Annotated in this window: 17 protein-coding genes; 7 read left to right on the plus strand and 10 right to left on the minus strand. The window is 72.4% G+C overall.

Going from position 1 to position 18,972, the window contains the following annotated elements; all coding sequences use genetic code 11:
- Window positions 1-115: 115 nt before the first annotated feature.
- From glyA to AB0B35_RS10045, 3 genes are all read left to right on the plus strand, one after another.
- The gene (gene glyA / locus AB0B35_RS10035) at window positions 116-1,381 is read left to right on the plus strand and encodes a serine hydroxymethyltransferase (RefSeq protein WP_361043077.1); all 1,266 of its coding nucleotides are present in this window, start codon (window positions 116-118) and stop codon (window positions 1,379-1,381) included.
- 82 nt (window positions 1,382-1,463) lie between these two features.
- On the plus strand, window positions 1,464-2,480 hold the full coding sequence (locus tag AB0B35_RS10040) for a LacI family DNA-binding transcriptional regulator (RefSeq protein ID WP_361043080.1): 1,017 nt from the start codon (window positions 1,464-1,466) through the stop codon (window positions 2,478-2,480).
- A gap of 16 nt (window positions 2,481-2,496) precedes the next feature.
- Complete coding sequence (locus AB0B35_RS10045; protein WP_361043083.1) at window positions 2,497-3,039, plus strand: hypothetical protein; 543 nt, start codon at window positions 2,497-2,499, stop codon at window positions 3,037-3,039.
- 9 nt (window positions 3,040-3,048) lie between these two features.
- Here the strand turns inward: AB0B35_RS10045 and AB0B35_RS10050 are convergent, their stop codons facing one another.
- Window positions 3,049-3,735 (minus strand): MoaD/ThiS family protein, encoded by a 687-nt coding sequence (locus AB0B35_RS10050; protein WP_361043086.1) that lies wholly within the window; start codon window positions 3,733-3,735, stop codon window positions 3,049-3,051.
- A complete protein-coding gene (locus tag AB0B35_RS10055; protein ID WP_361043088.1) occupies window positions 3,735-4,820 on the minus strand; it encodes an exo-alpha-sialidase in 1,086 nt (361 codons plus the stop codon). Before AB0B35_RS10055 ends, AB0B35_RS10050 begins: the two co-directional genes overlap by 1 nt.
- 136 nt (window positions 4,821-4,956) lie before the next feature.
- Here AB0B35_RS10055 and AB0B35_RS10060 point away from each other — a divergent pair, with 136 nt between their 5' ends.
- Window positions 4,957-5,313 carry a PH domain-containing protein gene (locus tag AB0B35_RS10060; RefSeq protein ID WP_361043090.1) on the plus strand — a complete coding sequence of 119 codons (357 nt, stop codon included), beginning with the start codon at window positions 4,957-4,959 and terminating at the stop codon, window positions 5,311-5,313.
- A gap of 16 nt (window positions 5,314-5,329) precedes the next feature.
- Here the strand turns inward: AB0B35_RS10060 and AB0B35_RS10065 are convergent, their stop codons facing one another.
- The 3 genes from AB0B35_RS10065 to AB0B35_RS10075 form a co-directional block, all read right to left on the minus strand.
- Complete coding sequence (locus AB0B35_RS10065) at window positions 5,330-6,253, minus strand: 2-hydroxyacid dehydrogenase (protein WP_361043093.1); 924 nt, start codon at window positions 6,251-6,253, stop codon at window positions 5,330-5,332.
- Window positions 6,254-6,336: 83 nt separating this feature from the next.
- The gene (locus tag AB0B35_RS10070) at window positions 6,337-7,752 is read right to left on the minus strand and encodes a hypothetical protein (RefSeq protein WP_361043096.1); all 1,416 of its coding nucleotides are present in this window, start codon (window positions 7,750-7,752) and stop codon (window positions 6,337-6,339) included.
- Window positions 7,749-8,255: a SigE family RNA polymerase sigma factor gene (locus AB0B35_RS10075; RefSeq protein ID WP_360520676.1), complete on the minus strand. Its 507-nt coding sequence runs from the start codon at window positions 8,253-8,255 to the stop codon at window positions 7,749-7,751. Before AB0B35_RS10075 ends, AB0B35_RS10070 begins: the two co-directional genes overlap by 4 nt.
- Window positions 8,256-8,358: 103 nt before the next feature.
- On the opposite strand from AB0B35_RS10075, the gene AB0B35_RS10080 reads away from it, so the two are divergent.
- Both AB0B35_RS10080 and AB0B35_RS10085 read left to right on the plus strand, forming a co-directional pair.
- Window positions 8,359-9,486: a PQQ-dependent sugar dehydrogenase gene (locus tag AB0B35_RS10080; RefSeq protein WP_361043098.1), complete on the plus strand. Its 1,128-nt coding sequence runs from the start codon at window positions 8,359-8,361 to the stop codon at window positions 9,484-9,486.
- A gap of 21 nt (window positions 9,487-9,507) precedes the next feature.
- Window positions 9,508-11,094, plus strand: coding sequence for a metallophosphoesterase (locus tag AB0B35_RS10085; RefSeq protein WP_361043101.1), 1,587 nt, complete (start codon window positions 9,508-9,510; stop codon window positions 11,092-11,094).
- Between the two features lie 78 nt (window positions 11,095-11,172).
- Here AB0B35_RS10085 and gatB read toward each other — a convergent pair whose 3' ends face one another.
- A complete protein-coding gene (gene gatB / locus AB0B35_RS10090; RefSeq protein ID WP_361043104.1) occupies window positions 11,173-12,669 on the minus strand; it encodes an Asp-tRNA(Asn)/Glu-tRNA(Gln) amidotransferase subunit GatB in 1,497 nt (498 codons plus the stop codon).
- Window positions 12,670-12,976: 307 nt separating this feature from the next.
- Here gatB and AB0B35_RS10095 point away from each other — a divergent pair, with 307 nt between their 5' ends.
- Entirely contained in the window at window positions 12,977-13,642 is a 666-nt protein-coding gene (locus AB0B35_RS10095; RefSeq protein ID WP_361043106.1) for an aquaporin, read from the plus strand.
- Between the two features lie 77 nt (window positions 13,643-13,719).
- On the opposite strand, the gene gatA is transcribed toward AB0B35_RS10095, so the two are convergent.
- The 4 genes from gatA to AB0B35_RS10115 form a co-directional block, all read right to left on the minus strand.
- Window positions 13,720-15,195, minus strand: a complete 1,476-nt coding sequence (gene gatA, locus AB0B35_RS10100) for an Asp-tRNA(Asn)/Glu-tRNA(Gln) amidotransferase subunit GatA (RefSeq protein WP_361043109.1) — start codon at window positions 15,193-15,195, stop codon at window positions 13,720-13,722.
- Between the two features lie 5 nt (window positions 15,196-15,200).
- Entirely contained in the window at window positions 15,201-15,500 is a 300-nt protein-coding gene (gatC, locus tag AB0B35_RS10105; protein ID WP_203693597.1) for an Asp-tRNA(Asn)/Glu-tRNA(Gln) amidotransferase subunit GatC, read from the minus strand.
- A 264-nt stretch (window positions 15,501-15,764) separates the two neighbouring features.
- Window positions 15,765-17,738: an EAL domain-containing protein gene (locus tag AB0B35_RS10110; RefSeq protein WP_361043112.1), complete on the minus strand. Its 1,974-nt coding sequence runs from the start codon at window positions 17,736-17,738 to the stop codon at window positions 15,765-15,767.
- Between the two features lie 263 nt (window positions 17,739-18,001).
- Window positions 18,002-18,949 carry a GNAT family N-acetyltransferase gene (locus AB0B35_RS10115; RefSeq protein WP_361043114.1) on the minus strand — a complete coding sequence of 316 codons (948 nt, stop codon included), beginning with the start codon at window positions 18,947-18,949 and terminating at the stop codon, window positions 18,002-18,004.
- Between the last annotated feature and the right edge of the window lie 23 nt (window positions 18,950-18,972).

Below are 18,972 nucleotides of genomic sequence, written 5' to 3' on the forward strand. Positions count from 1 at the left end.
AGGACGGGGACACGCCGTCGACCCGTGCCATAAGTTCATGATCAACGCACCCCTGGCGGTGGGTGATCATGGGCGGCATAGGATGCGGGTGGTACCGATTGCGAGGAGTTTTGCGATGCACGAGCCCAAGCTGCCGCACCTGACCGCGGCCGATCCGGCGCTGGCGGCCCTGATCGAGGGTGAGGCGAAGCGGCAGCACGACAAGCTGCGGATGATCGCGTCGGAGAACTACGTGTCGACGGCGGTGCTCGAAGCCTGCGGGACGGTGCTGAACAACAAGTACTCCGAGGGGTATCCGGGCAAGCGCTACTACGAGGGCCAGCAGTTCTGCGACCAGATCGAGACGCTGGCGATCGAGCGGGCCAAGGCGCTGTTCGGCACCGAGCACGCCAACGTGCAGACGTACTCCGGCTCGCCCGCCAACCTCGCGGTCTACCTGGCGTTCATGACGCCCGGCGACACCTTCCTGTCGCTGGAGCTGGCGCAGGGCGGGCACCTGACGCACGGTTCACCGGTGTCGGCGACCGGCAAGTGGTTCCGGCCGGTGCACTACACCGTCGGGCGCGACACCGGGCGCATCGACATGGACCTGGTCCGCGACATCGCGCTGGCCGAACGCCCCAAGATGATCTTCTGTGGCGGCACGGCGATCCCGCGCACCATCGACTTCCCCGCCTTCGCGGCGATCGCCCGCGAGGTCGGCGCGATCCTGGTCGCCGACATCGCGCACATCGCGGGCCTGATCGCGGGCGGGGCACACCCGTCGCCGGTCGGCCACGCCGACGTGATCACCACGACCACCCACAAGACCCTGCGCGGCCCGCGTGGCGCCATGATCATGGCGAGCGCCGAGCACGCCACCGCCATCGACAAGGCCGTCTTCCCCGGCCTGCAGGGCGGCCCGCACAACCACACCACCGCCGGCATCGCCGTCGCGCTGCACGAGGCGGCGCAGCCGACCTTCACCGCGTACGCCCACCAGGTCGTCGCGAACGCCAAGGCGCTCGCGACCGCGCTCAACGACCGGGGCTTCGACCTGGTCTCCGGCGGCACCGACAACCACCTGCTGCTCATCGACCTGACCGGCAAGGGCATCGAGGGCAAGCCCGCCGCCAAGGCGCTGGACGCGGCCGGCATCGAGCTGAACTTCAACACGGTGCCCTACGACCCGCGCAAGCCGTGGAGCCCGTCCGGCATCCGCCTGGGCACCGCCGCGCTCACCACGCGCGGCCTCACCGAGCAGCACATGCCGCAGGTCGCGGCGTGGATGGACGAGGCGGTCACCGCCGCGGTCAAGGACGACCCGGCCACCGGCGAGCGCATCGCCGGCGAGGTGCGCGACCTCCTGCAGTCCTTCCCCATGCCCGGGTACACCGACTGAGCACTGTGATCGGAGCTCCTTTCGTGCTGAACTGTTCAGCACGACAGGGGCTTCGATCATTCACAACGCAGCTGGAGCTCATATGAAGCGGGTAACCATCGCCGACATCGCCCGCGCGGCGGGGGTGTCCAAAGGCGCGGTGTCGTACGCGCTCAACGGCCGGCCAGGTGTGTCCGAGGAGACCCGGCGGCGCATCCTCGCCGTGGCCGAGCAGTTCGGCTGGCACCCCAGCAGCGCGGCGCGGGCGCTGTCCGACGGCCGCACCGGCGTGCTCGGCATGATCGTCGACCGCCCGGCCCGCACGCTGGGCATCGAGTCCTTCTTCATGCAGCTCATCTCGGGCATCGAGGCGACCCTGTCGGCCCGCGACGTCAGCCTGCTGATGCAGGTCACCGAGGACCGCGAGCGCGAGATGGCGACGTACCGCCGCTGGTGGGCGCAGCGCCGGGTGGACGGCGTGATCATCGTGGACCTGCGCCGGGACGACCCGCGCGTGCCGCTGCTGGAGGAGCTGAACATGCCGTGCGTGGTCATCGGCGGCCCGCACGGCCTCGGCACGCTGCCCGGCGTGTGGAGCGACGAGGTCGCGGTGACCACCTCGGTGGTCGAGTACCTGGCCGCGCTGGGGCACCGGCGCATCGCCCGGGTCGCCGGGCTCGCCGACCTGTGGCACACCTCGGTGCGCGGCCAGGCCGTCGCCGACTCCGCCGACCGGGTCGGCCTCACGGACGTGACCACGGTGTACACCGACTACACCGGTGAGGAGGGCGCCCGCGCCACCCGGGCGCTGCTGTCGCGCCGCCCCTCCCCGACCGCGATCGTCTACGACAACGACACCATGGCCGTGGCCGGGCTCGGCGTCGCGCATGAGATGGGCATCGCCGTGCCGCACCAGCTGTCCATCGTGGCCTGGGACGACTCGCCGCTGTGCCAGCTGCTGCACCCGCAGCTGTCCGCGGTCAGCCGCGACATCGCGGCGTACGGCGCGCACGCCGCCGACCAGCTGCTGAAGATCCTCGACGGGGCCGAGATCCGCGGTTTCCAGGACACGACACCGCAGCTCGTGCCGCGGGGAAGCACCGCTCCGCCGGCGGCCTGACGCCTACACTCGGCCCATGAGCCTGTCCGCGGCGTACGCCCGCGACTTGCTGGCGGCGCTGCCGGCGCGGGTCGCCGACCCGCTGACCGCGGCCGAGTTCGCCGGGCTGGCCAGGCGCTTCGGGTTCGTCTTCAACCCCGACCATCGTGCCCTGCTCACGGCCGGGCTGCCGGTCGGCGGGCGCTGGCCCGACTGGCGCGACGGCGACCCCGACCAGCTCGCCGAGCGGCTCGCCGCGCCGGTCGACGGGGTGCTGTTCGACGTGCAGGAGAACGGCTTCTGGCTCGCCGCCTGGGGCGACCGCCCTTCACGCACGGCGTTCGCGCTGTCGGTCGCCCGCCGCATGCTCGAACAGACCCCACGGCTCGTTCCCGTCTACGGCCACCGCTACACCCCGGCACTGCCCGAGACCGATCTGCCCGTCTTCTCCGTCATGCAGACCGACGTCGTCGTGTACGGCGACACGCTGCCCGCGTACCTCCAGCGCGAGTTCGACCTGCCACCCGGCGGCCTGCCCGGCAGCGCCAAGCAGGTCCCCTTCTGGTCCGACCTCACCTGACCCGGTAGGTCAGAGCAGGGCGTACACCGTGGTGGCGTGGGCGACGATCGCGCCCTTGGCGGTCATCGTGATGTCGGCGAACGCCATGGTCCGGCCCAGCTTCGTCAGCCGGGCCGTGACCAGCACGTCGCTGCCGAGCACCGGCCGCTGGAACGTGGTCGACAGCTGCACCGTGGTCATCGGCACGAACCCGCCCCGGGCCGCGCTCACCGCGATCACCGTCGCCGTGTCCGCGGCCGCCATAAGCGCCTGCCCGCTCAGCGCCCCGCCCTCCCGGGCCAGCCGGTCCGACCAGGGCAGCCGCAGGGTCGCCCAGTCGGGGCCGGTCTCCTGCACGGTCAGGCCCAGCTCCCGCACCCACGGGGCGAAGTTGTCCGCGAGGATGCGGTCGCCGTCGAGCGCGGGAGCCTCCTGCTCGACGCTGCCGCCCGCGACGCTGGGCAGCACCTGCACCTCACCGCTGCCGGCGACCGGCGTGTCCTGACCCGACACCATGCGGCAGTCCTCTCCGTCCACGTACACGTTGACGTAGCGGCGCAGCTCGCCCCGCTCGTCGCGGATGCGCCGGCCCAGCCGGGGCCAGCGCTGATCGACCTCGTCCAGCACCGCGCGCAGCGTGCCGTCCGCCTGCACCTCAAGCTTGGACTCGCCGCCGACCTCGGTCCGCAGCGCGCCCGGCACCAGCACCGTGACCATCAGATCCGGACCGCCCGCACGCACAGCACGTCGGGCAGGTGCGCCGCGACCAGCGCCCAGCTGTCGCCCTCGTCGGCGCTGGCGAACACCTCGCCGGTGCGGCTGCCGAAGTAGACGCCGACCGGGTCGTTGTCGTCCACGCACATCGCGTCACGCAGCACGGACGGGTAGAACGGGGCGGTGGGCAGCCCGTACGACTGCGGGGTCCAGGTCTTGCCCGCGTCGGTGGTGCGGAAGACGCGACACCTGTTCTCGACCGGAAAACGCAGCGCGTCGGCGGTGATCGGGAAGTTCCAGGCGGTGCCGCCGCGGCGCGGGTGGGCCACCATCGCGAAGCCGAAGTCGCTGGGCAGGCTGTCCGCGATCGAGGACCAGGTCTGGCCGTCGTCGTCGGAGCGGTACACCCCGTGGTGGTTCTGCAGGTAGAGCCGCTCGGGGTCCTCGCCGTCCCGGGCGACCTTGTGCACGCACTGGCCGAACTCCGGGAACGGGTCGGGCATGAAGGTGACCTTGATCCCGCTGTTGGACGGGTGCCAGGTCTCACCGCCGTCGGTGGTCCGGTAGACACCGCCGGTGGACATCGCGACCAGCACCCGCAACGGGTCGGTCGGGTGCGGCAGGACCGTGTGGATGGCCTGGCCGCCGAAGCCCTCGCCCCACTCGGTGCGGTGCGGGTGCTCCCACAGGCCGCGGACCAGCTCGTACGTCAGGCCGCCGTTGGTCGAGCGGAACAGCGCGGACGGCTGCGTGCCCGCCCAGACCACGTCCGGCTCGGTGGCCGGACCGGGCTGCAGCGCCCACACCCGGCCCAGCGCCGTGTCCGTGTCCTGCGGGAACGCCAGCGGGGCGTGGTCCGGCTCGCGCCAGCAGACGCCCAGGTCGTCGCTCGTCGCCACGCTCGGGCCGAAGTGCGAGCTGTCGACCGCCGCCAGCAGGCGGGGCGTGGCGCGGCGGGTGTCGACGCCGACGGCGTACACCCCGGTCATCGGGAACTGCGGGACGGACAGCTGCCAGGCGTCCCCGACCCGGTCCCGGCGGGCCAGGAACAGGCCCTTCGCCGTGCCTATGAGCAGCAGAACGGTCATCGTTGACCTCTTTTCTCAGCTTCACCGCGAATGACGTTCACCTGTCGGCCGCGACGGCTCTCCACGGGCGCGGTGGCCCCGTCGGCCAGTATGCCCGTGACGTCCGACACAACACACTACGTGGAACAATCGTGGCGTGACCCGCTTCCGCCTCCCCGCCGCCATCAGCGTCGCCGCCCTGATCACCGTGCTCGGCGGCATCCCCATCGCCGCACAGGGCGGGTTCTGGTGGCTGGTGCTGCTCGTGCCCGCCGCGGTCATGATCTGGGCCTGGCAGGCCGGCACCGACGTCAACGAGCGCGGGCTGCGCGTCCGGGCGCTGCTGGGCGCCCGGGTCGTGCTCTGGCCGCAGATCGCCGAGCTGCGCGCGCAGGGCCCGAAGCGGGTCGTCGCCGTCCTCACCGACGGCAGCGCCGTCACCCTGACCGCGGTCCGCCCCACCGACCTGCCCAAGCTCGTCGCCGCCGCCGGCCAGCCCCTCACCACCGCCTGACGGCTCGCTGGGCCGGTCAGTAGCCGTCGTGGACCTGGTTGTCGAGGGCTTCGCCCGCGGCATGACGGCGCAACTGCTGACCCACCAGGCGGTACGCCCGGGGTAGCAGGCCTCGCACGGAACCGGCCACGTGCGGGGTGATCAGGACGTTGGGCAGGTCCCACAGGGGGTGGCCGGCGGGCAGCGGCTCAGGGTCGGTGACGTCGAGTGCCGCGCTGATGCGGCCGGACGCCAGTTCCTTGGTCAGCGCCGCGGTGTCGGCGACCGGGCCGCGGGCCGCGTTGACCAGCAGCGCCCCATCGGCCATCGCGGACAGGAACGACGCGTCCACCAGGCCCCGGGTCTGCGGGGTCAGCGGCACCAGCAGCACCACCACGTCGGCCCCCGGCAGCAGCCGGGGCAGCTCGTCGACGCCGTGCACGCCGTCGCGGGCGGTGCGGGCCACGTACGCCAGGTCCACCTCGAACGGGGCCAGCCGTGCCGCGACCGCCGCGCCGATGGAGCCCGCGCCGACGATCAGCACCCGCTTGCCGCCCAGCTCGTCGGTCGGCGTGACCTCGGCGTACGCCCAGCGGTGCGCCGCCTGCGCCCGCGCGAAGTGGTCGAAACGGCGCAGCGCGGCCAGGATCGCCGTGACCACCCATTCGGCGGTGTGCGAGTCGTGCACGCCGCGCGCGTCGCACAGCGTGACGCCCTCGCGCAGCCGCCCGACCCAGGCGTCGGCCCCGGCGGTGATCAGCTGCACGACCTTGAGGCCGCTCATCCGGTCGGCCAGCCCGACCACGTCGCCGCTGCTGAGGAACGGCGGCACCCAGAACTCGACCTCGGCCGGGTCGCCCGGCAGGGGCGCGTCCGGGCGGGGCAGCACCGCCACCTCGACGCCCGCCGGCAGCGGGCCCATCAGTTCACGTCCGGCCTCATGGGCGATCCACATCCGCACGAGCACCACGCTATCGGCCTCACCCGGTCGGGTGAAGAGCGCCCACCGGCGTGCCGGAAGGCGCTCCTCACCACGGCCCCGCGTCAGTACCAGCTGATCGACTCCTTCTCCAGTGCCGAGGCGAACGAGCGGAACGGAGCCTTCGCGGTGGCCACGACGGTGGCGGTGGCATCGACCGCCTGCAGGCTCCACTCGGTCTTGCCGTCGTAGGGGAATGCGCCGACCCCGTCGACGAGCGCGACGGTGTCGGCGACCCGGTCGCCCGCGGCCAGCAGCCGCACCTCCACGGCTTGCCGAGGGGCGAGCACCACGATGCTCGTCGCGCTCGGCACCGGGTCGGGGGTCGCACCCGGCGTCGTTGTCGGCCAGGTGAGCCACCACGAGTCCAGCGCGATCATCGTGTCGGCCCGTCCGAGGTCGATGTCGGTCTTGAAGCCGAAGCCGCCCTGCTCGGTGTCCACCTCGACGCGCCAGATGCCGTCCGCCTCCGGGGCCACGAGCACGCTGAACCGCGGCTCGTCCGCGGGCGCCCCGGGCATCCGCCCCATGTACAGCAACCGAGGCGGCCCGATCAGCCCGCTCGTACCGCCCTGCCGGCGGATCAGCTCGGCGGCCTCGACCGGGTCGACCTCGCCGCGGGCTGCGGCTACGGCCGCGGTCACCTCCTCCTCGGTGAGCGGTCGCACGTTGTGCTCGCCGAGCCCGCCGGCCCCGGCGAGGCCCAGATGCCGCACCTTGCCGTCGCAGGTGACCCGGTGCATCTCCGTCGGCGCGAAGTCGACGGCGACGGCGCCCCCGGGTTCGTCGCGCCAGGTCCGCGGCCCGGCGATCGGCGCGACGGCGATCCGGCACCCTGCCGGAACCAGTGCGAGGTCGATCTCGGCCCCCCACGCGACGGCGGTGTTGGCGAACGAGACGCCGACATACGGGCTCAGCGGATACGCCGACATCATCGAGCCGTTGTCCCGCTGCGCGGTCCCGGCGTTCGCCAGCTGCTCCGGGCTCGCTCCGCGCTCGTCGAACAGGGCGATGCCGATCTGCTGCCCGGCGTCATAGCGGGCGGCGACGACGAGGCGGGCGGTCCCGAGGTCCCCCGCGAAGAGGATCTTCACGGTGCCGTCGGGCACCACGGTGACGTCGCGTTGCCGCAACCGCGCGGCCAGGTCGTCGATGAACGCCCGGTCGGCCGCGAGGCTGCCCCGGGTCGGGGACTCGATCAGTTTGCGTACCCAGGGCGTGATCGGCTCGCTGCGGTACCGCTCTCCGATGGGCGACGCGGACGGGTCGACGACCTCCGGCGGATCCGCGGTCATCGCCGGTCCCAGGGGGCCCAGCACGATCCCCGCGAGCAGGGCCGTCACGACCGCCCCCAGCCCGCCGACCGCCATCCGCCGCCGGCCGGTGCGGCGGCGGCGCATCAGCCGGCCGTACGGGTCCTCGGCCGGCACCACCGGCTCGGCCAGCCGGGCCAGCGCCTCGATCAGATCACGCTCGCTCACGCGATCACCTCCGCCACGTCACCCGCGCGCCGGGGCTCCGGGCGCAGCACCTCCCGCAACCTCGCCAGCCCACGGCTGGCCTGCGACTTCACCGACCCCACCGAGCAGCCCATCAGCTCGGCGGTGTCGGCTTCGGACATGTCCTCCCAGTACCGCAGCACCAGCACGGCGCGCATGCGCACCGGCAGTTTCGCCAGTGCCGCGAGCAGCTCGTCCCGTTCCGCGTGCGCGGCGCTCCCGTCTGCCCGACCCCGTTCCGGCAGCACGCCGGTGAGCAGTTCCCGGGAGCCGATCCGGCGCCACACGCTGGTGCGCTGGTTGACCAGCGCCCGGCGCAGGTACGCCATGGGCTCGTCCACCTGGTCCCAGCGCCGGTACGCCTTGAGCAGCGCCGACTGCACGAGATCCTCGGCGGCGTGGGTCGAGCCGGTGAGCAGGTATGCGGTCCGTAACAGCTCGCCGTAGCGCAGCTGCACGAACTCGCGGAACCCCTCCTCCGCCATACGGCTCCTCCTTCCGTCGCCCTTCCCGACGCGGCTGTGCGGGCGCAGGTTGAGAGAAACGAGGCAGTAGTTGAGCACGGACCACGGAGCTAGGCTGAATCGCATGTCTTCGCGCCGGGCACGGAACGGGATCATCGCGGCGGCGGCAGCGCTCGCCTTCACCGCCGGGTGCAGCGAGCAGCCCGACACGATCGCCTCGCAGGCCCCGCCGGTCCCGTCGACCGAGTCGACGGCGGCGGCCACCTTCAGCCCGCGTACGGCGGAGGTGAAGACCCTGGCCACCGGCCTGCGCGCGCCGTGGGGCGTGGCGTTCCTGCCCGACGGCGGCGCGCTGGTGACCGAGCGCGACACCCGGCGCATCGTGCGGGTCGGGCCCGGCTCCTCAGGCGGCCGGCTCACCGTCACCGAGGTCGGGATGATCCGCGAAGCGGACTCCGGCGGCGAGGGCGGCCTGCTCGGCATCGCGGTGTCGCCGCAGTACGCGCAGGACAAGACGGTGTTCCTGTACTACACGGCGGACGACGACAACCGCATCGCGCGCTGGAAGCTCGGCGGGCGGCCGGAGCCGATCGTCACCGGCATCCCCATCTCGGGCATCCACAACGGCGGGCGGCTGGCGTTCGGGCCGGACGGCTTCCTCTACGCGACCACCGGCGACGCCGCGACCAGGGGCAACTCGCAGGACCTGAAGAGCCTCGGCGGGAAGATCCTACGGATGACGCCCGACGGCAAGCCCGCGCCCGGCAATCCGTACGGCACGCTGGTCTGGTCCTACGGGCACCGCAACGTGCAGGGCATCGCCTGGGACTCGGGCGGCCACCTGTGGGCGACCGAGTTCGGCCAGAACACCTGGGATGAGATCAACCGCATCGAGCCCGGGAAGAACTACGGATGGCCCGAGGTCGAGGGCGCGGCGGGCGACGGCCGGTACACCGACCCGGTGGTGGCGTGGCCGACCGACGAGGCGTCGTGCTCGGGCGCGGCGATGGCCGGGGACGTCCTGGTCGCGGCGTGCCTGCGCGGCGAGCGCCTGTGGCTGGTGCCGGTGCGGGCCGACGGCACCCTGCGGGCGGCTCCGGCGGCGGCGCTCGTCGGCGAGTACGGCCGCCTGCGCGACGCGCACACCGCCCCCGACGGTTCGGTATGGGTGCTCACCAGCAACCACGACGGCCGCGGTGAACCCGTCGAATCCGATGATCGAATTCTTGCCGTCACGCTCGCTCCCGCGTGACAGCCGGGGCATGATGGGGCGATGACTCGGTTGCCGCGGTGGGCACGGCCGCTGAGCCGCAGCGGGGTGGACCGGTCCGGCGGTGAGCCTCCGCGCGGGCGTGCCGCACGGGTGAAGGACGCGTTCGGCCGAGTGCCGTGGCGGCGGCTCGGCTCCGGGCTCGGGCTGCTGGCCGTGTCGCTGACCGGGTTGGCGCTCGGCCTCTACCTGGCCGCGGGCACCAGCGTCGACGTGGGCCCGTTCCGCTCCACGATGGCGGTCACCCCGTCGTGGTACGGCGACACCGAGGTCGTCCTGCCTCCGCTGGGTTCCCTGCAACTGGACAGCCACGACGGTCCCGCTCGGCTGATGGTGCGCCTGGACGCGCTCGACCGCGCCCGCACCGAGGCGCTGATCACCGACCCGGCGGGCATCACCGCGGCCAGCCGCACCGCCGTCGACGACGTGCGCGCCGGGGTCACCCGGCTGGTGCTGCGCGCCACCGCGGTCGCGGTGCTCGGCGCGATGCTGCTGTCCGCGCTTGTGTACCGGCGGATGCGCCGGGTCGCCTGGGCGGGCGGGCTGGCGCTGGCCGTCATGGCGGCGGCGTTCGGGTCGGCGTTCGGCACGTTCAACCCGGGTGCGCTGCGCGAGCCGCGGTACGAGGGCCTGCTGGCCAACGCGCCGTCGGTGCTCGGCAACGCGCAGCGCATCGCCGACCGGTACGACGAGTACGCCGCGCAGCTGCAGAAGCTGGTGAGCAACGTCGGCAGCCTCTACGCCACGGTGCAGAACCTGCCGGTGTACTCCCCCGAGGACAACACGCTGCGCGTGCTGCACGTCTCCGACCTGCACCTGAACCCGGCCGCGTGGGGCGTGATCCGGACCGTGGTGGACAACTTCCACATCGACGTCGTCGTCGACACCGGCGACATCACCGACTGGGGCAGCGAGCCGGAGAAGGCGTTCGTGGCGTCGATCTCGCTGCTGAAGGTGCCGTACGTCTTCGTGCGCGGCAACCACGACTCGGCCGTGACGCAGGCCGCGGTCGCCGCCCAGCCCAACGCGATCGTGCTGGACAACAAGGTGGTGCGGGTGGCCGGGCTGAGCATCGCCGGGATCGGCGACCCGCGCTTCACCCCGGACAAGGGCATGGAGCCGGCGGGCTCCGGCGACTCGAAGCAGACCGTCGAGCGGGTGCTGGACGCCGGGGACAAGCTGGCCGACACCATCGCCAAGCAGCGCGACGAGGTCGTGGACCTGGCGCTGGTGCACGATCCGCTGTCGGCGGGGCCGCTGGCCGGGTACACGCCGCTGGTGCTGGCCGGGCACCGGCACCACCGGGAGATCAGCAAGCTTGGCGACGACCAGACCATGCTGATGGTGCAGGGCTCCAGCGGCGGGGCCGGGCTGCGCGGGCTGGAAGGCGAGACGCCGACGCCGCTGGCGATGTCGGTGCTCTACTTCGACGACAACCGCACGCTGATGGCGTACGACGACATCACCGTGGGCGGCACCGGCCTGGCCGAGGTGGCCCTGTCCCGCCACGTCGTCGACGACACCCCGCCGGGCCAGGCGGCCGCCCCCGGCACCTCGCCCCGCCCCACTCCGTCCCGGACGGGCCGCTGAGCCGCAGCTCAGACCGCTAGAGCGTGAAGAAGGGCACCTTCTACAACGCGGAGCGTTGTGAAGGTGCCCTTCCTTTCGTCAGTTGGCGAGGCGGGCGAGGACGAGTTCGCGGACGGTCTTGGCGTCGGCCTGGCCCTTGGTGGTCTTCATGACCGCGCCGATGAGCACGCCCGCGGCGGCCTGGTTGCCGCCGCGGATCTTCTCGGCGACGTCGGGGTTGGCGGCGATGGCCTCGTCGATGGCGGCGGTCAGCGCGCCGGTGTCGGAGACGACCTCCAGGCCCCGAGCGGCCATGATCTGCTCCGGGTCGCCTTCGCCGGCCAGCACGCCCTCCAGCACCTGGCGGGCCAGCTTGTCGGTGAGCTTGCCCGAGGCGACCAGCGTCTGCAGCTGAGCCACCTGCGCGGGCGTCGCGCCGACGGCCTCCAGCTCGACGCCCTCGGCGTTGGCGCGGCGCGACAGCTCGCCCAGCCACCACTTGCGGGCCGCCTCCGGCGACGCGCCGGCGGCGACGGTCCGCTCGATCAGCTCGACCGCGCCCGCGTTGAGGATGGACTGCATGTCCAGGTCGGACAGGTTCCACTCGGTCTTCAGGCGGGCCCGGTGCTGCCGCGGCAGCTCCGGCAGCGCGGCCTTGAGCTGCTCCACCCAGGCGGGCTCGGGCGCGAGCGGCACCAGGTCGGGCTCGGGGAAGTAGCGGTAGTCGGTCGCGGTCTCCTTGGACCGGCCCGACGTGGTGTCGCCGGTGTCCTCGTGGAAGTGCCGGGTCTCCTGGGTGATGGTGCCGCCCGCGTCCAGCACGGACGCCTGGCGCAGCATCTCCGAGCGCACCGCGCGCTCGACGCTGCGCAGCGAGTTGACGTTCTTGGTCTCGGTGCGGGTGCCCCACTCCGCGCCGGGCAGGTTCAGCGAGGTGTTCACGTCGCAGCGCATCGAGCCCTGCTCCATGCGCACGTCGGAGACGCCCAGGGTGCGGATCATGTCGCGCAGCTCGGCGACGTACGCCTTGGCGATCTCGGGGGCGCGCGCGCCGAGGCCGGGCACCGGCTTGGTGACGATCTCGACGAGCGGGATGCCGGCCCGGTTGTAGTCGACCAGCGACTCGGTCGCGCCGTGGATGCGCCCGGTCGCGCCGCCGACGTGCAGCGTCTTGCCGGTGTCCTCCTCCAGGTGCACCCGCTCGATGCCGATGCGCACCAGCTCGCCGTCGACCTCCACGTCGAGGTAGCCGTCGGTGCACAGGGGCTCGTCGTACTGGCTGATCTGGAAGTTCTTCGGCATGTCCGGGTAGAAGTAGTTCTTGCGCGCGAAGCGGCACCAGGTGGCGATGGAGCAGTTCAAGGCGAGCCCGATGCGGATGGTCGCCTCGATCGCGGCGCGGTTGGCCACCGGGAGGCTGCCGGGCAGGCCCAGGCAGACGGGGCACACCTGGGTGTTCGGCTCGCCGCCGAAGTCGGTCGGGCAGCCGCAGAACATCTTGGTGACGGTGCCCAGCTCGACGTGGGTCTCCAGGCCGATGACCGGCTCGTAGCGGGAGACGACGTCGTCGTAGGTGGGCAGCACGGTGGTGCTCATCTGCTCGCTCCAGGCTTGGCGTGGGCGTGCTAGACGCCGCCGGACAAAACAACCACCAGCCTAGTAGCCCGCCCGGCCCCGCTCACACCGGGTTATCCGCCCCTCCATACATCGATCATGACAAGAGGAGTGGCGTACGTCACAACATGAACCGTTCAGGTGACCCCGTATTCATTCATTCGTCGCTGTGCGCTGATCACCGCCGCCCCGATCCTGGATGCACCCTGAGAACGGGACGCCGAAACTTCCGGGCCTGGCGGTCGGCGCGTCGCGTTCTTCCCCTCATCGATGCACAGGGAGGTGCATGATGGGTTCCGCAACGCTGTCCCGCCTCACCGCCGAGGCGCTCGGCACCGCAGTACTGGTCTTCTTCGGCGTGGGCGCCCTGCTTGTCGGCGGCGGCCCGCTGCTCGCGGGCGCGGTCGGCCTCATGATCGCCGCGGCCGCCGCCGCGTGGATCTTCGGCGGTCACTTCAACCCCTGGCTCACCCTCGCCGCCGCGGTCCGCGGCAGCGTGGACTGGGTCGGCGGCGGGCTGATCATCGCCGCGCAGCTGGTCGGCGGCTTCGTCGGCGGCCTGCTGATGTGGCTGTGCTACGGCGAGAACGGCGTCGCCGCCGGGCTCGGCGCGAACCGCCTGTCCGAGGCGGCGAGCTCCGGCAAGGGCCTGATCGCGGCGATCGTCGCCGAGGCGCTGGCCGTCTTCGTCATCGCCTGCGTGATGTTCGCGGTCGGCGACGGCGAGCGCTCCGGCATCAGCCTGGGCCTGGCGTACGCCGGCGGCACGCTGGCCATCGCGGCGGTCACCAGCGCCTCGCTCAACTTCGCCCGCACCTTGGGCCCGGAACTGGCGCTGACCCTCGCGGGCGGCGCGTCCGACTGGTCCGACATCTGGGTGTTCGCGGTCTCCGGCGCGCTCGGCGCGGTGCTCGCGGGCCTGCTCTACCCCCGGTTGAAGGGGGCCGCCTCCTGACCCCCGCCCGCTGCTGAACTCCTCAGGCAACGAGAAAGCGGCGTCCCCGTCCGGGGACGCCGCTTTCGTGTCGGAACTCAGAGAGCGGGCGGGGTGAAGGTGCCCACCGTCGACTCGACCGCGGCGGCGATCCGGTACATCCGGTCGTCGGCCATGGTCGGGGCCATGATCTGCAGACCCACCGGCAGCCCGTCGGACAGGCCGGCCGGCACCGAGATGCCGGGGCCGCCGTACAGGTTCGTCGGGATGGTGTACAGGTCCGCCAGGTACATCTGGTACGGGTCGGCGGTGCGCGCGCCCAGCTCGAACGCGGTGAACGGGGTGGTCGGCGAGACCAGCACGTCCACCTTCTCGAACGCGGAGGTGAAGTCGCGCGTGATCAGCGTGCGCACCTTCTGCGCCTGGCCGTAGTAGGCGTCGTAGTAACCCGACGACAGCGCGTACGTGCCGATGATGATGCGGCGCTTGACCTCGTCGCCGAAACCCGCCTCGCGGGTCAGCGACATGACGTCCTCCAGCGAGTTGCGGCCGTCGTCGCCGACGCGCAGGCCGAAGCGCACCGCGTCGAAGCGGGCCAGGTTCGACGAGCACTCGCTCGGCGCGATCAGGTAGTACGCCGGCAGCGCGTACTGGAAGTGCGGGCAGGACACCTCGACGACCTCGGCGCCCAGCTTGGTCAGCGCCTCCACGGTGTCGCGGAAGACGGCCATCACGCCGGGCTCCGCGCCCTCGCCGGAGAACTCCTTGACCAGGCCGACCCGCACGCCGGCGAGGTCCCCGGTCGCGCCCTGGCGGGCGGCGGCCACGACGTCCGGCACCGGCATCGGGATCGAGGTGGAGTCGCGCGGGTCGTGCCCGGCGATCACCTCGTGCAGCAGCGCGGTGTCCAGCACGGTACGCGCGACCGGGCCGGGCGTGTCCAGCGACGACGAGAACGCGATTAGGCCGTAGCGCGAGGTGCCGCCGTAGGTCGGCTTCGCGCCGACGGTGCCGGTGACCGCGCCGGGCTGGCGGATCGAGCCGCCGGTGTCGGTGCCGATGGCCAGCGGGGCCTCGTACCCGGCGACCGCCGCCGCCGAGCCGCCGCCGGAGCCGCCCGGGATGCGGGTCAGGTCCCACGGGTTGTACGTCGGGCCGTAGGCCGAGTACTCGGTGGAGGAGCCCATCGCGAACTCGTCCATGTTCGTCTTGCCGAGCATGACCATGCCCGCCTCGCGGATGCGGGTCATCACCGTCGCGTCGTACGGCGGCCGCCAGCCTTCGAGGATCTTCGAGGCGGCGGTGGTGGGGATGCCCTTGGTCGCGATGACGTCCTTGATCGCGATCGGCACGCCGGCCAGCGGACCGAGCTTCTCGCCCGCCGCGCGCTTGGCGTCGACGGCCCGCGCGGCCTCGACTGCGCCTTCGCTGTCGACGTGCAGGAACGCGTGCACGCGGCCGTCGACCTCGGCGATGCGGTCCAGGTGGGCGCGGGTGGCCTCCTCCGCGGACACGTCCCCGGCGGCGATCTTCGCGCCCAGCTCGGCCGCGGTCAGCTTGATCAGGTCACTCATGGGGGTCACTCCTCATCCGCGAGGATCTGCGGCACGCGGAAACGGTCCTCGGCGGAGTCCGGGGCGCCGGACAGCGCCTCCTCGCGGGTCAGGCCGGGCACGACCACGTCCTCGCGCAGCACGTTGACCAGCGGCACCGAGTGCGACGTCGGCGGGATGTCGTCCGCGGCGACCTCACCGACCCGCGCCACCGACTGCAGGATCACGTCCAACTGACCGGCGAAGCGGTCCAGCTCCTGTTCGGTGACGGCGAGCCGCGACAGGCGCGCGAGATGCGCGACCTCTTCGCGGGAGATGGCGGCCATGACTGCCCCCTAGACGTAGCGGCGAACTCGGACAGCGCGAAGGGTGGCACACGCTCCGCGCCCGTAGCGAGTCTATTTGTCACCGGTGGCGCGTTTCGCAGCGCCCCTGGCCCAGCGAACCGCGCGCCCGCCGGGAGGGCTCCGGAAGACAGCCCCTCACCGCGCGGCTACATCTTTTTTGATGTGGCCACATCAAAAAAGATGTAGCCGAAGCCCGCGAACCACCTGCCCCCGCCGCCTCGCCCCGAGCGGGGGCGCACCCGATCAGGCGCTGCGGGCGGGCAGGGTGGTGCGGGCGAGCCAGTCGGCGAGCTCGTCGGGCGGCAGCGGCCGGGCGTAGAACCAGCCCTGGGCGACCTCGCACCCCGCGGACTGCAGCAGCCGCCAGGCCCGCTCGTCCTCGACGCCCTCGGCGACCACGCGCAGCCCGAGCGCTCCGGCCAGCTCGATGATGGACCGCACGATCACCAGGTCGTCCGGGTCGTCGGCCATGGCCATCACGAACGAGCGGTCGATCTTCACCTCGGACAGCGGCAGCCGCCGCAGGTGCTGCAACGACGAGTAGCCGGTGCCGAAGTCGTCCAGGGCGATGCCGACACCGAGCAACTGCAGCCGGGTCAGCGTGGCCAGCACCCGGTGCGGGTCGGCCATCAGCGCGCTCTCGGTGATCTCCAGCTGCAGCCGGTACGGCTCCACGCCGTAGCGCTGCAGCAACTCCTCGATCTGCTCGACGATCGCGCCGGTGTGCAGGTCACGCACGCTGACGTTGACCGCCATGCGCACCTGGAGACCTGACGCGGTCCACTTGGCGAGCTGGGTCACCGCCTCCTCGATCACCCACCGCGTCAGCAGGCGCATCACGGAGCTGGGCTCGGCCACCCGGATCAGCTCGTCGGGGCTGACCGGGCCGCGGGTCGGATGCTGCCAGCGCAGCAGCGCCTCGACGGCGACCACCTCGCCGGTCGTGATCTCCACCTGGGGCTGGTAGAACAGCCGCAGCCCGCCCCGGTCCGGCTGGCCGAGCATGGTGCGCAGGTCGGCGAGCAGGCTGAGCCGCTGCGGGGAGTTCTGGTCGGCGTCGGGGTTGTAGACGGCGACGGCGTCGCCGTCGTGCTTGGCGGTGTACATGGCGACGTCGGCGTGGCGCAGCAGGGTGGCGAAGTTGGTGCCGTGGTCGGGGTAGACGGCGATGCCGATGGAGGCGCCGACGTCCAGCGGCAGCCCGTCCAGCACGACCGGGGCCGACAGCGCCTGCTCGATCTGCTCGGCCAGCTCGCGTGCCTGCTCAGGACTGTCGAGGCGCTTCGCCACCACGGCGAACTCGTCCCCGCCCAGCCGCGCGACCAGGTCGCCGGGGCGCACCAGCCGGTCCAGCCGGTCGCCGACCGCGATCAGCAGCCGGTCCCCCACCTCGTGCCCGAGCGAGTCGTTGACGTGTTTGAACCGGTCCAGGTCCAGCAGCAGCAGGCCGAACCGGCTGCGCGGATCGCCCTGCACGGCGCGCTGCGCGTGGCCGGCCACCGCCGCGGACACCTCGCCGATCAGCGCCTTGCGGTTGGCCAGCCCGGTCAGGGTGTCGATGTTGGCCAGGTGCCGCTGCTCGGCGGTGATGATGGACAGCCGCCGCACCGCCAGCAGCGGCAGGATCAGCGCCAGCACCAGTTCGGGGGCGACCTCGGTCTGCGCGGCGATGACCGGGCCCAGCATGAGCAGCGCGCCGGTGCTCAGCGCCTCGTTGGCCAACGGGCCCATGATGATCGGCAGCAGCGCGCCGCCGTCACGCAGCCAGATCGCGGTCGCCGTGGTCAGGTACTTCACCGCGAACCAGGTGGCCGCCGAGACGGCCAGCGCGAGCAGCCCCGGTGGGGCGTCGCCGCTGAGCAGGCGCAGCACCGCGTACGCGAACCCGAAGGCCAGCGCGTACTGGCCGAGGTTGAACACGGCCCGCCACAGCGCGTGCCGCAGCCGCAGCGACGCCACCGCCACCGCGAGCCCTTGCACCACCACCGCGGCGGCGAGACCGGAGTCGATCATTATGGCGAACGTGAAGCAGATCGACGGGTAGATGGCCGACGTGTTCCACCGGCCCGGCAGCGTGACCGGCAGCGCGTCGCCCGCCACGGCGAGCCCGGCCAGCAGCCAGAAGCCGAGGGTGACATGTTCGAGCACACCCGGCAGCTCGACAATGTCACGCAGAGTGATGGCAGCAGCGGCCACAGTGACGGCGATGACGTACACACCGAAATTCCGCCGTCGCTCCGCGGGCACGCGATTGCGATGTGCCTGCAGTGCTTGGGGTGTGGCCGCCATGGACACCTTCCCGAGGCCGATTGACGCGCGACCGCGCCGCCCGCCGATCGCGGCTGGTCACTTCACTCTAAGCCCGAAAACGCCCCAGACCACTCTGCGCGTTCGCGTGTGACGAAGATGTGATTGTTTGACCCTTTCCTCCGTCACTCCACGTAAGACCCATACGACCTTGCGTATATATCTCTCTGTCGCTACTGCAGCACCACGCGGATGGCGGTGTCGCGGTAACCGGCCCGGGCGAACGCCGCGGCCATCGGCCGGTTGCCCAGGTCGGTGTCCGCCCCGATCTCCTCGGCGCCCTGCTCGGCAAGCAGCGCTGTCGCCTCGGCCAGCAGGTCGTCGGCGTATCCGTGCCCGCGCTGCGCCGGCACCACGGCGACGAAACCGATCACCGCGCGGGCGGGGTTGCGGGACGGCACGACCAGGCCGACCAGCTCGCCCTCGGCGGTGTACGCGGCCCGCCACCACTCGCGCGGCGCGGGCAGCCCGGCCAGGTCGGCGACCATGATGCGGGCGGCCTCGTCCGGCCCGTGCCGGGCGGCGTCCCGGGCGCTGTACCCGTCGAGCGTGCCCTCGATCGAGGCCCGGCAGATCGCCAGCACCTGCTCGTCGCCGACCTCGCGGAAGGTCAGCCGCGTCGACCGCGCCGGCAGCCCGTCCGCGGGAGTCCAGGTGTAGTTGAACCGCTCGACGAACGGCTGGTAACCGGCGGCGGTCGCGACGGCCAGCCGGTCCTCGGCGGCCTCCCGCACGACGTCGCCGTCCCGCCAGCCCGGCGGCAGGAACAGGTGGTACTCGGGCCGTGCGCCCTCGGCCGTGCGCATCTCGCGCAGCGCCGTCGCGAGCAGCAGCGTGCCGATCTCCCGGCGGTCGGGCTCGCTGCCCGGTTCCAGCCAGTCGAGGCTGAACGGGGACGCCGACTCCGGGAAGCCCCAGAAGGCACAGCGGGCGACGGTGCGCCCGGCACGGCGCGCCACCCAGCTCCACTCGGGACGGTACTGCCCGTTCGCGAGCAGGTCGGTCCAGGCTCGGCGGGACTCCACACCCACACCGGGCACGGGCTCGTGCGGGTAGGCGAGGAACAGCTGCTCCTCACCCGCCCGCAGCGAGCGGATTTCGAGATCAGTCTCAGTGGTCATCGCCGCCGACGCTAGACCGGCTG

Source organism: Catellatospora sp. NPDC049133 (assembly GCF_040648455.1).
In the GTDB taxonomy this organism is placed as follows: domain Bacteria; phylum Actinomycetota; class Actinomycetes; order Mycobacteriales; family Micromonosporaceae; genus Catellatospora; species Catellatospora aurea.

Excerpts from the sequence above, each read along its gene's own strand:
- glyA (WP_361043077.1), top strand. The coding sequence starts at position 116 with ATGCACGAGCCCAAGCTGCCGCACCTGACCGCGGCCGATCCGGCGCTG.
- AB0B35_RS10040 (WP_361043080.1), top strand. The coding sequence starts at position 1,464 with ATGAAGCGGGTAACCATCGCCGACATCGCCCGCGCGGCGGGGGTGTCC.
- AB0B35_RS10045 (WP_361043083.1), top strand. The coding sequence starts at position 2,497 with ATGAGCCTGTCCGCGGCGTACGCCCGCGACTTGCTGGCGGCGCTGCCG.
- AB0B35_RS10050 (WP_361043086.1), bottom strand. The coding sequence starts at position 3,735 with ATGGTCACGGTGCTGGTGCCGGGCGCGCTGCGGACCGAGGTCGGCGGC.
- AB0B35_RS10055 (WP_361043088.1), bottom strand. The coding sequence starts at position 4,820 with ATGACCGTTCTGCTGCTCATAGGCACGGCGAAGGGCCTGTTCCTGGCC.
- AB0B35_RS10075 (WP_360520676.1), bottom strand. The coding sequence starts at position 8,255 with ATGGCGGAGGAGGGGTTCCGCGAGTTCGTGCAGCTGCGCTACGGCGAG.
- AB0B35_RS10080 (WP_361043098.1), top strand. The coding sequence starts at position 8,359 with ATGTCTTCGCGCCGGGCACGGAACGGGATCATCGCGGCGGCGGCAGCG.
- AB0B35_RS10085 (WP_361043101.1), top strand. The coding sequence starts at position 9,508 with ATGACTCGGTTGCCGCGGTGGGCACGGCCGCTGAGCCGCAGCGGGGTG.
- gatB (WP_361043104.1), bottom strand. The coding sequence starts at position 12,669 with ATGAGCACCACCGTGCTGCCCACCTACGACGACGTCGTCTCCCGCTAC.
- AB0B35_RS10095 (WP_361043106.1), top strand. The coding sequence starts at position 12,977 with ATGGGTTCCGCAACGCTGTCCCGCCTCACCGCCGAGGCGCTCGGCACC.
- gatA (WP_361043109.1), bottom strand. The coding sequence starts at position 15,195 with ATGAGTGACCTGATCAAGCTGACCGCGGCCGAGCTGGGCGCGAAGATC.
- gatC (WP_203693597.1), bottom strand. The coding sequence starts at position 15,500 with ATGGCCGCCATCTCCCGCGAAGAGGTCGCGCATCTCGCGCGCCTGTCG.
- AB0B35_RS10115 (WP_361043114.1), bottom strand. The coding sequence starts at position 18,949 with ATGACCACTGAGACTGATCTCGAAATCCGCTCGCTGCGGGCGGGTGAG.